General features: G+C 46.7%; 10 protein-coding genes. 5 read left to right on the top strand and 5 right to left on the bottom strand.

Annotated features, from left to right (window positions below):
* Window positions 1-295: 295 nt before the first annotated feature.
* Complete coding sequence (locus H8K52_RS06340; protein WP_186922052.1) at window positions 296-1,378, bottom strand: MerR family transcriptional regulator; 1,083 nt, start codon at window positions 1,376-1,378, stop codon at window positions 296-298.
* Between the two features lie 265 nt (window positions 1,379-1,643).
* On the opposite strand from H8K52_RS06340, the gene H8K52_RS06335 reads away from it, so the two are divergent.
* Both H8K52_RS06335 and H8K52_RS06330 read left to right on the top strand, forming a co-directional pair.
* Window positions 1,644-2,489: a helix-turn-helix transcriptional regulator gene (locus H8K52_RS06335; RefSeq protein WP_186922051.1), complete on the top strand. Its 846-nt coding sequence runs from the start codon at window positions 1,644-1,646 to the stop codon at window positions 2,487-2,489.
* 74 nt (window positions 2,490-2,563) lie between these two features.
* Window positions 2,564-3,670 (top strand): serine hydrolase domain-containing protein, encoded by a 1,107-nt coding sequence (locus H8K52_RS06330; RefSeq protein ID WP_246464323.1) that lies wholly within the window; start codon window positions 2,564-2,566, stop codon window positions 3,668-3,670.
* Window positions 3,671-4,063: 393 nt separating this feature from the next.
* On the opposite strand, the gene H8K52_RS06325 is transcribed toward H8K52_RS06330, so the two are convergent.
* Window positions 4,064-5,338 (bottom strand): RNA polymerase sigma factor, encoded by a 1,275-nt coding sequence (locus H8K52_RS06325; RefSeq protein ID WP_186922050.1) that lies wholly within the window; start codon window positions 5,336-5,338, stop codon window positions 4,064-4,066.
* An 11-nt stretch (window positions 5,339-5,349) separates the two neighbouring features.
* Complete coding sequence (locus H8K52_RS06320) at window positions 5,350-5,697, bottom strand: YciI family protein (RefSeq protein ID WP_186922049.1); 348 nt, start codon at window positions 5,695-5,697, stop codon at window positions 5,350-5,352.
* A gap of 1,410 nt (window positions 5,698-7,107) precedes the next feature.
* Between H8K52_RS06320 and H8K52_RS06315 the strand changes: the two genes are divergently transcribed.
* Together H8K52_RS06315 and H8K52_RS06310 are read left to right on the top strand one after the other, a co-directional pair.
* On the top strand, window positions 7,108-8,529 hold the full coding sequence (locus H8K52_RS06315) for a glycoside hydrolase 64/thaumatin family protein (RefSeq protein WP_186922048.1): 1,422 nt from the start codon (window positions 7,108-7,110) through the stop codon (window positions 8,527-8,529).
* Between the two features lie 235 nt (window positions 8,530-8,764).
* Window positions 8,765-9,052 carry a hypothetical protein gene (locus tag H8K52_RS06310; RefSeq protein ID WP_186922047.1) on the top strand — a complete coding sequence of 96 codons (288 nt, stop codon included), beginning with the start codon at window positions 8,765-8,767 and terminating at the stop codon, window positions 9,050-9,052.
* Between the two features lie 70 nt (window positions 9,053-9,122).
* Here the strand turns inward: H8K52_RS06310 and H8K52_RS06305 are convergent, their stop codons facing one another.
* A complete protein-coding gene (locus tag H8K52_RS06305) occupies window positions 9,123-11,498 on the bottom strand; it encodes a M1 family metallopeptidase (RefSeq protein WP_186922046.1) in 2,376 nt (791 codons plus the stop codon).
* A 798-nt stretch (window positions 11,499-12,296) separates the two neighbouring features.
* Here H8K52_RS06305 and H8K52_RS06300 point away from each other — a divergent pair.
* On the top strand, window positions 12,297-13,616 hold the full coding sequence (locus H8K52_RS06300; protein WP_246464321.1) for a DUF3472 domain-containing protein: 1,320 nt from the start codon (window positions 12,297-12,299) through the stop codon (window positions 13,614-13,616).
* A 316-nt stretch (window positions 13,617-13,932) separates the two neighbouring features.
* Here H8K52_RS06300 and H8K52_RS06295 read toward each other — a convergent pair whose 3' ends face one another.
* Window positions 13,933-14,472: a DNA-deoxyinosine glycosylase gene (locus H8K52_RS06295; RefSeq protein ID WP_186922045.1), complete on the bottom strand. Its 540-nt coding sequence runs from the start codon at window positions 14,470-14,472 to the stop codon at window positions 13,933-13,935.
* Between the last annotated feature and the right edge of the window lie 24 nt (window positions 14,473-14,496).

Raw genomic sequence — 14,496 nt, 5'->3', positions numbered from 1 at the left:
CAAAATTGCCCTAGTGTCGTTGCAGTCGCCTCGCCCCCTGCTTTCGTAGGTATCGGTGTCGACACAAGTCGACTCAAAGAGTAAAGCTATTTGTGTCTCTCCTGCGTAGGCAGGAGCCCAGCGTCTTTGGTTGAGCAACGGACGCCACTAGATTCCTGCCTACGCATGAATGACATGCGATCCTGTTAATTTGCTTTCCCCCTTCTTGCATCATGTCAAATGTCTTGTGTTGAACCCTATGCTTCGCAGGGACAGGACAAGAAATCGCACTTTCTTCGGCGATACGCTTATCGTTTCATCGGCTTTTGGTAATCTTTTTAGCGGTCTTTGGTGAAGTTAGCATAGCCAAATTCTGCGTTTCCATATAACGCATTCCTGCCACGGCATAATCAAGCACATCCTGCGACAGGCCACCACCTATGGTGAGTCTGGGTTCTTTTTCATGGACTTGTCTCACCTTTTGTATCGTCTCAACCCGGTTACCCCAAGCATCAAGAAACATCGCGCGCCAGTCTTGAATACGCTTTAATGCCAGCGGATCACTGAATGCAATTCCAGCGTCAATGAATTTTTTGAGATCGATAAATAACTCGGTCCAGTTATTCACGTTGCGCATAAATGAGGGGCGAAAGTATTGGCATTCCTCTTCACTCAAATAGCGGCGATAGATTTGATAACGTATCTCGATTGCCGCAACGTTGATGTAATCCATCATGGCGTTATCGACCCCGCTCATGGCTTGCATAGAGGGCTCGTCTCTATGCATGTCAGCGAATTTTTTTAACAAGCTTGGATTTGGCACGGATTGATGCACAGTTTCTAGCCATTTTTGTACTTGGACCAAAACTTGTGGCGCACTTGGCGTAATTTTGGCGTCCATGAATTCGCGGATTTTTGCCACGATAGGCTGCATCGCTAATTCCATTTTTCCGCTAATGAGATCCTTTTGTTGACGCCACAAAGCGATGTCTTCAGGGCTGAAATATTTAGAGCGAAGGCTCATCATTTCTAAAGTCGATAACCAATAATCCATATTGAGATCATCGTTTTGGTCAAGTTGCTCGCCCAATTCCAACAAGCGCTCGCGCAGTTCTTGGTTTTGTTTGATCTGTTCTTCTAGGCTGAGAATTTGCTGGCTAATTACACCACGCAAGTCGGCAGTGTCGCCCTGAATTAACTCACCGATTTCTTGTAGGGTTAAATCCAAACGGCGTAACGCCTGAATACGATGCAAGCGGGCGATGTCGTGGCGATTGTACAAGCGATAACCAGCCTCTGACCGGACCGAGGGCGTGAGTAAGCCCAGCTTGTCATAGTGATGCAAGGTGCGCACCGTAATCCCGGTGCGTTGGGCTAATTCGCCAATTTTTAACAACATAGGGTGCCTCTTTGATCGAACATCAATAGAATATTTAGAACCTGAAGCGCACTATAAAGCCTGACGTAGTGTGAGGGTCAAGAGATAAGATGAAGTTTTTTTATTTTTAAACAGAATTGTGCTTTACGCTCAATTTTTGCAGGCTATGCATCCGATTTGCCGTTTGATCTGATGTTGATGGAAGGCTTATTCGCTTGTCTCTAAGATCATGCTTTTCGTTCAGACTTTGCATGAACGTATTTTCAAGATCATTGAGGCGTTGTGTATGAAAGACAAAGTAGATAAATTTCCAGCAGGGCAGTATTACGGTACGAATGCATTTGATCGGCGTTTTCCGCGTATTGGTTTGAGTCATTTGCGTGCCACAGTGCCTGAGCATGAGGTGAAAGAGCATAGTCATGCGGGCGCGCATATGGTGTTGGCGACACGGGGTCGTTACGTGACTTCGGCGGCAGGGGCGCAGCGTGAGGGACCTGTGTTGGTTTATAACCCGCCGGATGTGGTGCATCGCGATCGATTTGCGGGCGAAGGCGGTTGTTTTTTTGCGATTAGTTTTGATGCGGAAGAATCGCGAGAACTCTATGAACAAGTCAAGCTGCCCGATTTTGCACTTCGCCATCATGATTCACTAGTCATCAAACAAGCGTTTGGATTGCTCAAAGCCGCGTCTTCTCGTGACGCGCTTAAGCTTGATTTGGAAGCCCTTACCCTGAATGTGTTAAGCAGCATCAACACGCAAATTCCCTTGTCGATTAATCCGCCACCGTGGTTGCAACGTGCGCAAGAAATGATCGCCGATTTATCGGATCAGGATTTGGGGATTGCGGATATCGCGGAGGCTATTGGTGTACATCGCGTGTACTTGGCGCGCCAGTACCTGCGGCACCTGGGTTGTACGCCCGGAGATGATTTACGTCGGCGTCGTGTGGAACGCGCAACCCAGCTGATGATGACGAGTGATCAAACATTGACTGACATTGCGCTCAATTGTGGGTTCTGTGATCAAAGTCATTTAAATCGGGCATTCATGCAGCATTGGGGTTTCACGCCAACATGGTTCACGAAACAGAGTGGTTTGAAAGCAGGTTTCAAATATCCAAGACTTCACTGAACTCTTCGTTCAAGATTTGCCTTATTTACACGAATGAATTAACAATTTAGCGACTTAGCGAATGGAGATTTGATATGAAACGTAGACCTGCCATAGGATTTTTGATCTGCACAATGCTGTTGAACGGCTATGCATTTGCAGCGCTGCAAAATGACAAAAACGATTGGGTGAAAGCATCACCCGCCACACAAAAATTAGATGCGGCGAAATTGGCAGCGATGGATGAGGCGATCAAGAAGGGCACGTTTCAGCAGATCACCAGCGTATTGATCGCCCGAGGCGGTCAGCTGGTTCATGAGTCTTATTATGATGCCGATGGCGTAGAAGGATCGCGCAATACCCGCTCTGCGACGAAGACAGTTACTGGGATGCTAGCGGGAGCCGCAATTGATCGTGGTCACATGGCGCTCACGACGCCTATCCTTAGCCAATTAAAGCCAAAGAAAGCATTAGAAAATCCTGATCCGCGCAAGTCCAAAATTACCGTCGAAGATTTATTGACCATGAGCTCGATGCTGGAGTGTGATGATCAAAATCAGTTCTCTCGCGGGAATGAAGAGCGTATGTATTTGATCGAAGATTGGGTGAAGTTTTATCTCGACCTGCCGATTAGGGGCTTTCCAGCTTGGATTCCAAAACCTTCTGCGTCACCGTATGGCCGCTCGTTTAGTTATTGCACGGCAGGCTCAACAACTTTAGGTGCTGTGGTACAAAGCGCGACTAAAATGCCGTTGCAGGATTTTGCCCAGAAAACTCTATTTGCGCCCTTGGGTATCACGAAAGCGGATTGGCAATTTTCGCCCTTAGGTTTAGCGCAAGGAGGTGGTGGTTTGGGTTTGCGTAGTCGCGATCTCTTGAAGCTTGGACAGTTGCTTGCCAATGGCGGCACATGGCATGGGCAGCAGATTTTGCCAGCGGCTTGGGTAAAAGCATCTGTCTCTCCACAGGCGCAAGTCGACGAAGAACGCAATTACGGTTATCTGCTTTGGTTGTATCCGTACAGCGCAAAAGGCGTGAAGCATCAGTCCTATCAAATGGCCGGAACAGGTGGCAACAAGGTGGTGGTTTTTCCTGATCTCAATATGGTGGCATTGGTGACGACGACCAACTATGGTGCGCGTAATCCGCATCAGATTACAGATAAACTCATTACTGAACATATACTTGGTGCGCTTGAATAAGGTGCTTGTTTATCTGATTGAAATTTATCCCCGCCTTCACCTTCGAAGGCAGTAGCATCTGCACAAGTCAAACCAAGTGCGATGCCTATTAACCGTCACTCCTGCGTAGGCAGGAGTCCAGCGTCTTTTGGTGAGTAACGGACGCCGCTAGATTCCTGCCTTCGCAGGAATGACGAGCCTTGCTGTTGCTTTGGCTTTCTTACTTCCTCATGCTGCAGAAGAACTTGTGTAGATGCCTTCCGCTTGCGGGAGAAGGGAATATTTGCGTAAATTTTGCCGCGCTAATCGGTTTGGTTAAATACCATTGTTTAGAATAGTGCGGAGTGAAGCGGCGGAATGAATATCTTCTGTAGCACATCAGTGAGTTTCGCTTTTACTTCTACATATTCGAGATTAGTTTTTGTTTGGTGCAGAATCCAAGTTCTTCAAACGCATCTGCAAAAATCCCCGAGCTGCCTGATCTGTGCAAAGACCAATGGCTAGCTGGTAGGCATGTTTTGCAGCATCGTCATTCCCGCATCGTTGATGCAAATACGCGTTGGCCGCCCAATAAGGTTGGTAGTTTTGGAGCCTTGCTTTCAAATCCTTGTCATGGCATAGCTGCTCTAATTGGGCGAGTGCGATTTGCGGTTCTATTATTTCTGCTAGTGCCACTGAATGATTAATCGCCACTACGGGTGAGGCAGTAAGTTGGTAGAGTTGGGCGTATAGCTTGTTGATTGCCTGCCAGTCAGCTTTGCCTTGGTGTCGGCGCACAGTGTGAGCGGATTGGATGGCAGCTTCGATTTGGAAACGACCATATTTGCGCATGTGGCTGGCATGGCGTAAGCATTGCTCAGCCTGATCAATCTTATCGTGATCCCAGTGTTGGCAATCTTGTTCTTGCAGTGGCACATAATTGCCTTGTGCATCGTGACGAGCTGCGCGACGTGATTCTGCATAAAGCATTAATGCGAGCAAACCAAATACTTCGGGCTCTTGCGGTGCTAGTTCACTCAGGAGTTTTGCAAGCCACAGTGCTTCTTCTGCCAGATTGCCTTGCAGAATGTCGCCATCGCTCGACTGCGACCAAGCGGCGGTATAGACGCTGTAGATCGCATCGAGCACTGCATCTAAGCCATCGCTAATTGCGCTTTGGTCTGGAATGATTAAGCGTATTCCTGCGAGACGAATTTTGTTTTTTGCTCTTACTAAGCGTTGCGCCATATTGCTAGGTGCGATTAAGAATGCCGAGGCGATGCTGGCGGCATCAAATCCTAGCAAGGTTTGTAGCATGAGCGGTGCACGTATGCTGCGGTCAATCGCGGGATGGGTGCAGGCAAACATTAACGCCAGCCTTTGATCCGGTATCGCGAGCGGGTCACATTCGGCGGCCGCTTCATCGACCAGATAGCTGAATTCTTCCTGATGACGTTGTTGTGTCTGTGCGCTGCGTGCCTGATCAATCAATTGGCGACGTGCGACAGTAAATAGCCAAGCTTCTGGATTACTCGGCACGCTTTGTTCTGGCCAGTTCTTTAATGCCATCTCAAACGCTGTGCCAAGCGCATCTTCTGCGCTTGTTAAATCGCCAGAACGCATTGACAGCATCGCTAACAAACGACCATAGCTACGCCGCACTATTGACTCAATCAGGCGCGGATTGCTGTGGTCGATTTGCGTTTGCATGTAACTTTGCCTTACATCGGCCAGATGGGGCGAACTTCGATAGAACCAATGTGCGCGCTAGGACAGCGTGCTGCCCAACTGATCGCCGTATCGAGATCGGGAACCTCAATAATATAAAAGCCACCTAGTTGTTCCTTGGTGTCGGCATAGGGACCGTCAAGCACAATCGGTTTACCATCGCGGATACTAACCGTCGTGGCGGTTGTGGATTCGCGCAAGCGTTCTCCGCTAACTAAGACGCCTGCTTCTATCATGGCGTTCGTGTATGGGCCATAGGCGGCAATGATTTCGCCCAATGTGCTTTGATCCATGGCGGCCTCGACGGCTTCGCTGGTGGCGATGAGTAGCATGTATTGCATGTTGTTCTCCTAAAAATAATCAAAAAATCATACTCAGTAGGAAGCTGGCTTTTGTTTCTATCGTGTTCAGGATTGGTATGAAGCGCCATGAAGTAACATGAAGCACCATTACACTCCATCGATCTTTGCCAGTTTCAAGACAATGACGTTTGAGTTGACATGTAATCGACAGATTAGCGCACTTTATTTTGCCTGCCGAGATTCTAGAGTGGTGATTTGAATGTGTTTTTGTTTATTACTGTCTGGCGGCATGTAATTTTCGTATGTAATTTTCCACAACGGTTGGAATGCAAATACAAAAAGTCGAGGGCGAAGCATTAGTACAGGGGAAATTCATGAGAACGCAAAAAGTCGAAGACGAAGATTTGGAAAACAAATCTATTAGGTTCCAGAAAAGTGATCGGTGTGGTGCGCGAAGCGGCTGATTGTTTCGAGCAAAATAAGCATGAAAGAGCCGAACAATGTAACGGTTGCGCTGGCCGCTGGAATATCAGTGATGGAGCCGACCAAAAACAGCTGTTTTTGGATGACCCCAGATTCTTCACTTATATTGATACCAGAACCGAAGATCCATATTTGTCTATGCAAATGACGGTAGGATCATCTTCGTTGGCCTTGGATGCTGCGCGCCTTGCGCCTTCACATATAGTTACGGTAGGTGGCTGGGTCAATGCGCGATAAACCGATAATGCGCCGGTTGGACGAGGCCTTTTCCCAAGTCAACGTTGGCGATTCATTTGCACTACTCGCTGGTCTTGGGGAACTTGCGGTTGGACAACTAGCCCAGCTCGACTAGCATGGTTTGGATAAGGCAAGTCAAATGATGCGTGGTGTGACGGAGGCATGGCTGAAAAATTGCGCTGCAACGGTCCGCAAACTATCCGAGGTGCCTAGCGTTTTCCAACAATCGGTCAACGCATTGAAGACGGTAGAGGGCAGTCGTTAAGACGATTTCTTCGTTGTGGTTTTCTGTTTTAAGACGCTTGCGCACATTTTCTTCGCACGTAAAAACTACTTTTTACATGTCGCTACAAAAAAATAGCGGAACTCACTTTAGTATCTTTTGGCGCACCTAAGTCGCGCTACATATCTTCAATTTAATTCACGGATTTTCAAATAATCATGACCTAAAAATTGTCGCAAGCATCGTCATCTATTGTTAAAACTGAAGGAGGAAAGAGACTACGTATTCTCACTTTTAGGGCTGATCTGAGTGATCGGGCATGGCAATTGCTAGTTGAGGTAGTGCTGCTGATCATAGGGATGGCTTAACGCCATTTCTATGATTGGGCTCACAAGCATGAGTTGTGTGGATTGATCCATACATGACAATGACTCATTGATCGTGTGATCAATCTTTGCACTGCGTTTAGCTGTTTGCGACTAAAAAATAACCGAGGGAATGCAATCATGAAAAAAAATTTGATAAGGTACGGCTGTACGATGTTAGTGGGTTTGCTCTTAATGGGTTTTGCTACTGCAAGAGCGGCGACGCAAAATTATTTGATGTGGCAAATGCCGGGGTCTAGCATTTCATTGCCAGTGTATGTCTACAGTGGTGGCTCGCAAGTGAGCTATATCCCTAGCGATTCACTGCAGGTGTTTGTAGGACCATATACGAAGGGTAAGACCAATGGCAGTTATCAGTTGTATTATCAAAGTAGTTCGACTTGGTACTCCTGTAATTTGGCATTGAAAGCGGGCAGTATTGACGCCAAAAATACGACGTGTCCAGGCGCTGTGATTAATCCACCTGCATCGCAAAATGGTGCCAATTCTAATGTGTACACAGTGGGATTGGCGGCGACATCTTGGACTGCACAAACCAATGGGCCAAACAATCCCGTCGCAACGGATTACAGTAAGAGAACCCTGACATTCACCAACAGCACGCAATATGCCAAGATACAAATCGGTGAGTCATGTAATCCAGCAAACGCCACTAATTCGGCACCATCATGCCAAAATTCACCAATTATCGCTACCATCGCGCAAGGTGCTTCGCACACTGTTACCGTAGGTTTACAGGGGTTAAATTCTGCTGCGTTTTATATGTCTAGCTATTGCACTAGTGCCGCGGCTGCTTGCGGTACACCGCCAACTGTGGCGCAATGTTCGAGCACACCAACGCCGACACCGCCTGCAAACTGGGTGTGTACTGGTGGCTATTTCCCCGGTCAGGTGCCTTATGCGACCAAGATAGAACCGACTATTTTAGCGGTCACAAATGGTGTGCCAAATGGTGCCAGTAATGTTGATGTCTCGGCGGTTGATGGTTACAGCATAGGGGTGAAATTTTATCCAGCATCGCCGGCGTATTGCACCTACACAGTCCCGCCAGAAAATTCAAATGTATTAGGAGCTGGCTATTACAGCCAACAATCGCCATTGGCACAGTTGGTGCCGACTAGTGGCACAGCATTAGCGAAAATGTGTGCCGCCAGCTCACAGTTGCCCGCAAAATTGGCGCCTAGCCGAAAAAAACGCACACCACCAACGCCATGGAACTTAGTCAAGGCATCGACATCGGGCCAATTTGCTGGTTGTATGAGTCCTTGTACTTACGCCACCGCCAATCTTGGGAGCAATGGCATTACGCAAGATACGGTGAATCAATTTTGCTGCACTGGTTCGTACAACACACCTGGGACCTGCGATGTTCCTCCTGGAAGTATCGGTGCCAATACGTCGACCTACAACACGAATATCCAAAAATCATCCCAATTTAAGAATGTGTATGGTTTTGCCTATGGCGATGCGGGCAGTGATTATGCATGCCCAGCCGAAACCAATTTTGTTGTCGAGTTTGTCTCCGGTCCTGCGAGTAAATAGTGGTGTTTTGCTTTTGTCTCGGTGGGTTGTTGTCATCGAGAAGTTGTGCATATTGTGTGAATTATTGTGTCTTAATTAAAGCAAGACTTTATATTAATTGTAGTCGGCAAGATAATTCATTGGGGCTAGAAAGCGTAGTAGGTTTGTTTAGCTAGCCTGATTTGGAGGGACATTTTTCGGTGTAATCGAGAGAGGAAACCGGATGATTTTTAATTAACTATAAAGGAATAATTTAATGAAAACCAAGAATTTACGTACGATATTATTAGGTGCAGTATTGAGTGCTGCAGCATTCACAGCCATCGCTGCGACAACGGGAACCGGCGTGCCAAAAGATCCAGGTCCTGCGCCGTTTGGTAACTGGGTTGGCGTTTATAAATTCATTCAGCCTCATGCCGGGCCAGATGGTCGTTACTACACTTATACCTATGTGACCGTTACAGGTACTACGCAGCAGTATTGTCAACAGCAAATCCCTAGCAATGGCAACGTCTCTGTCGTACAGTCATGCCATCTCGCATAACGTGAGTTGATGAAAAAAGCGCGTCAAGGATTGGTCTCCTTGACGCGCTTTATTTCGATCAAATCGATACTTATTTTTCTGTTGTACCGTCGGCTTTTGTGTCGTCCTTTTTTTCATCCTTTTTCAAAAGCGTATTGAAGTCGATCATCATATTGCCAGCGGGAGGAGTCATCTTGAATAATTCCAAGCGAGATCTCGTGATCTTGCGTGGCCATGAATTATTATTCATATCGATGTCGGCCGTTTCCATATACGGATCTTGCGTCAGGCTGACCATCGGTTCATTCGTTACTACCAACTTCGTCAACTTTTTCGAATTGTAGCGCCATACTTCCGCAGGAATGCGTTCGATGACTTTTTTACCGCTTTGTAATTCGATTTCTAAAATCAAAGGCATGACCAAACCGCCAATATTGGAAAAATCAACCAAGTAATAATATTTACTTGATTTGAGCATCGCTTTTTCATCTTCATCCAAAGACTTGATCAACTCATTGTAGGTATTGCGATCTTTATTGGTGACAGTGAAATCATCATGCTCGTTGTAAAAATCTTTTAAGCCTGGTTGGGTATCAATGCGACGCGTCAATGTGCCTTTATTGCGCTGTACGGCGGTTGATGTTGGCTCGGCATTTTTCTGTTCACGTCGCCAAGCTTTTTCCACTTCCGGATCTTTGCTGGATACTTGATATTGTGCGATGCCATCGATGCTGATATCGGTGGCGTCGGTAGTGTAGAACCAACCGCGCCAGAACCAATCGAGATCCGTGCCAGAAGCGTCTTCCATAGTGCGGAAAAAGTCTGCTGGTGTCGGGCGCTTAAATTTCCAACGGCGCGCATATTCTTTGAATGCGAAATCAAACAACTCGCGACCTAAAATTGTCTCGCGCAAAATGTGCAAACCAGCAGTTGGTTTGGCATATGCATTATTGCCAAACTGCAGAACAGACTCTGAATTGGTCATGATCGGCGTTTGATTTTTACTACGCATGTAATCGACGATGCCGCGTGGTTCACTTGGAAAGAGATCGAGATAATTTTCTTCCCACGCACGTTCTGCTAAGGTCTGCATGAACGAATTGAGACCCTCATCCATCCACGACCATTGACGCTCATCTGAGTTGACGATCATCGGGAAATAGTTATGACCAACTTCATGAATAATGACGCTGATCATCGCGTATTTAGTTTGTTTGGAATAAGTCAGCTCGCCAGTCTTTTTATCTTTGGTTGGACGACCGCCGTTGAAGGCAATCATCGGATATTCCATCCCGCCTTGCGGGCCATTCACTGATTGTGCGACTGGATAGGGATACTCAAGGCTGTATTTATTGTATTGCTCTATCGTGTGAATGACCGCTTGTGTGGAATATTGTCCCCACAATGGATTCGCTTCTTTCGGATAAAAGGACATTGCTAAACCTGAGCTGCTGCCAGTTTTGTAGCCTTGTGCGTCCCAGATAAATTTGCGTGACGAAGCCCAGGCAAAGTCACGCACATTTTTGGCCTTGAAATGCCATGTTTTTTGCGCAGTGGAGCGGGATTTTTCTGCTTTTTCTGCTTCTGCTTGGGTCACGATGACGATCGGTTTCGATGCCGTACGTGCCTGTTTCAATCGTTCACGCTGAACCGCTGTTAATACATTGTCGGCATTGCTTAACTCGCCTGTGGCGGAAATGATGTGATCGTCAGGTAAGGTGATTTGTACATCGTAATCACCAAATTCCAAGGTGAATTCACCGCTACCTAAAAACTGTTTGTGCTGCCAGCCATACACATCGTAGTAGGCAGCCATGCGTGGATACCATTGGGCGATTTCAAAGATATCGTTTTTATCTTCTTTGAAATGTTCGTAACCCGTCCGTGCCCATAACACCATGCCGTCATTGATGTTGTATTTCCAATCCAGATCGAAGACAAATTTTTCACCAGGTTTCAAGCTTTGTGGCAGATCAATCCGCATCATGGTGCGGTTGATGACGTATTTGAGTGCTTGGCCATTCGCCGCTTTCACCGTACCGATTTTGAAGCCGCCATCAAACTTGGCATGCTCGTTCAGGCTATGCATCGCCGTGAAGCTCATGGCATTGGGATTTTTCCATGCATCGCGCGAAGGATAGGTGGCCGTGGTATTCGCATCGGCGTCTGGTTTGAAAATATTCTGATCTAATTGCAGCCACAGATAATTCAGCGTGTCAGGTGAATTATTGTGATAGGTGATGGTCTCGGCACCAGTGATCGCGCGCTTGTCCTCATCTAAACTGGCGCGAATCACGTAATCGGCGCGTTGCTGCCAATAGGCATGACCCGGTGCACCTGAGGCGGCACGGATCGATGTCGGGGTTGGTAAAAGATCTTCTAACTGTCGAAACTTGTCGTCGGATGGCGATTGGGCAATCGCCGGTACGCTGATGCAGAGTAGCATGAGCAATGAACTTAAACGCATTTGATAGTCTCCAAAAAGGGGTGTGAAATGGTAATGCTGTTCAGTTCAGCTCAAAATGTCGAGACGCCATCCCTGCGAATACAAGGATCCAGTGTCTTTCGGCTTTTACGTCGCTGGATTCCCGCCTTCGTGGGAATGCCGATACGTGGAATAAGGCTTAACTGAACAGCATTAGGGATGAAATGGAAATTTATTGTTATTGCAATCCCTCTAGCTTGGAGTACCAATGATGAAATTAGTTCGATGCTGGTATCGCTAGTGTTCGGTTAAAAATCAAATAAATTTAATTGATTCGCTGTGGGTGCCATTTCAGGAATGTCGCCATCCATCTAAAAGGCGTATGAAATCTCGGTTTTCTCAAATATCTACATTAACGAACACCAGTGGTTAAAGATATTGTTGAGATTTCTAATTGCGTTGTTGAATACTAGCATTGCGTTTTCAGTATTTGTTATTTGAAAATCCGCAAAAATTATCAGGCATTTGGCACATTTCAAAGTGACTCAATTTGAACTATGACCATCAAAATTAACGGCTTTTATCCGTGCCAGTAGGGAATAGTTAATTCGAAACTTCAGCAGTTTATTAAGGTATTAATTCCTCAATTTTTTGTACACGTCGCGCCAAAAATATGTCGCTGTCAGGCTCGTTGCCATCTCTCTACAATCCAGTCTGGAAATAATTATTAAAAAATCAAACCTGCGCAGACAAGGGATTTTTCTTTAACAGCAATTATTTCTCGCATCGCAAAGTCAACTTGGTGTTGCCTTTGCAAATTCAAATCTATGGGGGAGACACATGAAAGTGAAGCAAAGAATGGGAATCGTTTTCGTAATCGGTAGTCTGTTTAGCCTAATAGCGGCGTGTGGCGGTCAAACCGAATCTAACAATGCCACAGGTAGTAGCCCTTTAGCTCCACCTGCGGCGACTGTCTATAACGCCACCGTCAATCTCGGCGGCAATGCCTTTATTACCAGTGCCAGTAACTCTGCATCGGAAATTATTAATGATAGCGGGCTAGCGAATTGGACTAGCGCGTCGACAGTGACCAGTGTGTATTTTCGTTTGGCGCAGGCGGGCCAACTAAAATTGGGTTTAGTGGCGCGACTGACTGGCTCCACAGCAAGCACCGTTAAAGTGACGATTAACGGCACACCTTTCAATGTGAGTTTGAGCGGCGCTTCATCAAAAACTTACGATGTAGGGACGGTCAATATCGCTGCGGCCGGCTACGTCAAAGTTGATATTCAAGGCGTCAGTAAAAATGGTAGTTATTTTGGCGATGTATCTGCCGTCAAGATTGCTGGTACTGCTGCAACTACCGGCATGAATTACGCCGATGACGCCGCCAATTATTATTGGTCACGCCGTGGCCCTTCCGTGAATATTGGGTATGTAACGCCCGCCAATACCGAGTATTTTTATAACGAACTGACGGTACCCGCTGGGGAAGATAAAATCGGTTCTTATTTCATGGCAAATGGTTTTGGTGAAGGTTATTTCGGCATACAAGTCAAATCAACGACGGAGCGCTGGATACTCTTTTCAGTGTGGGATGCGGACAATGGCGCAAAAACCACTTTGGTTAGAAAAGGGCCGAATGTGGTCGACAATAGTTTTGGTGGTGAAGGCACAGGCGGTCAAGCTTACTTGGTCTATAACTGGTTAGCGGGCAATACCTACAAGTTCATCACAAAGGCAACACCTGACGGCGCTGGCAGCACGATATACTCTGCTTGGTTTTACGCGCCAGAAGCCGCCGTTTGGCGTTTTATGGCGAGTTGGAAACGCCCTAATATTTCAAGCTACTTAACTGGTTCACATTCTTTCCTCGAGAATTTTATCGACACCAAAGGTTATCTTGGACGGAAAGTTTTGCTAAACAACCAATGGGCTCGCAATACAGCGGGAGTCTGGTCCGAAGTCACTAAGATGACATTTAACGGTGATGCTACCGCAGCTAACAAGCAACGCATGGATTTTGCAGGTGGTTTAGAGAACGGTAAATTCTATATGCGCAACGGCGGTTTTTTTGCCAACTATGTGACTTTGGGGCAAAGCTTTACGCGTCCTGTTTTAGGCACTGCACCTAATGTGAACGTCGCTACGTTGCCTTAGTTTCTTATTGATCCATTGGTAGAAGAATTTGGTCGTTGTTAGTCGTCATAGATTGGGCGACAAATACAATGGCCAAATTTTTTCTCAAAAAATCAGCCCAACGCAGATTCCTTAGACCAGCGCCGTCATCGTGCCGATCGACGGTGCCGCTAACACTTTTCCATATTGTAAATTCTCTCACTAGCGCATGCCGCGTTTTGCCCACGTTCATCCTGAATCCCAGTTTTCAGAGATCATCCAAAATGGTCAATTTCAAATTCAAATCGTGGCCCTCTTAGGCCTGTCAAAACTGTTGCCAGTATTCGCTTTTCTGGTTTTACTTATCAATTTCGCCGAACACATCATGTTGAACGCGAGGCGTTTTTCTATCGACTTGTCTCAGTGCCAGCCAGGCTTGTCGTTTTAATGCGTAAGGCAGCGTGTATGCTGGACTGCTAGAGGGCAGGCTAAGGACCTGATACTGGTTGGCGATATTTCCTAATAGTTTGCTGCCTATTTTGGTCGCAGTCGCACCATTAAAGGCGATTGCCCTTAAGTGCGGCAAAGTGCCGATCAAGGCTAGCAAATCATTATCCGCGCGCGAACGAATCTGACTGTCTAAGCTACCACGACGTTGTGCACGGGCGATGACATCCCACAAGCCTACGTGATGGATACGCAGACTTTGTAAACGGTCTTCGTAACTTTGCTCTACTAGCTTGAACTCCAGCACATCAGACAATAAATGCCAGAAGCGATTTTGCGGATGCGCATAGTACTGTTGCTGCTTTAAAGAGACATCTCCGGGCAAACTACCCAAAATTAACAGACGCGTTTCTTGATCAACAACTGGTGCGAAACTTTGTTTGGTATGCATGAATTGCTTCAGTGACGATGGGTC

It is taken from the genome of Affinundibacterium seohonense, assembly GCF_014284305.1.
Lineage (GTDB): Bacteria > Pseudomonadota > Gammaproteobacteria > Burkholderiales > Burkholderiaceae_D > Undibacterium > Undibacterium seohonense.
Note: the sequence above shows the minus strand (reverse complement) of the source record. Positions and strands in the feature narration are given on the sequence as shown.

Bases quoted from the DNA above. Each gene is read 5' to 3' on its own strand.
- H8K52_RS06335 (WP_186922051.1), top strand. From the start codon at position 1,644: ATGAAAGACAAAGTAGATAAATTTCCAGCAGGGCAGTATTACGGTACG.
- H8K52_RS06305 (WP_186922046.1), bottom strand. From the start codon at position 11,498: ATGCGTTTAAGTTCATTGCTCATGCTACTCTGCATCAGCGTACCGGCG.
- H8K52_RS06330 (WP_246464323.1), top strand. From the start codon at position 2,564: ATGAAACGTAGACCTGCCATAGGATTTTTGATCTGCACAATGCTGTTG.
- H8K52_RS06315 (WP_186922048.1), top strand. From the start codon at position 7,108: ATGAAAAAAAATTTGATAAGGTACGGCTGTACGATGTTAGTGGGTTTG.
- H8K52_RS06320 (WP_186922049.1), bottom strand. From the start codon at position 5,697: ATGCAATACATGCTACTCATCGCCACCAGCGAAGCCGTCGAGGCCGCC.
- H8K52_RS06310 (WP_186922047.1), top strand. From the start codon at position 8,765: ATGAAAACCAAGAATTTACGTACGATATTATTAGGTGCAGTATTGAGT.
- H8K52_RS06295 (WP_186922045.1), bottom strand. From the start codon at position 14,472: ATGCATACCAAACAAAGTTTCGCACCAGTTGTTGATCAAGAAACGCGT.
- H8K52_RS06340 (WP_186922052.1), bottom strand. From the start codon at position 1,378: ATGTTGTTAAAAATTGGCGAATTAGCCCAACGCACCGGGATTACGGTG.
- H8K52_RS06325 (WP_186922050.1), bottom strand. From the start codon at position 5,338: ATGCAAACGCAAATCGACCACAGCAATCCGCGCCTGATTGAGTCAATA.
- H8K52_RS06300 (WP_246464321.1), top strand. From the start codon at position 12,297: ATGAAAGTGAAGCAAAGAATGGGAATCGTTTTCGTAATCGGTAGTCTG.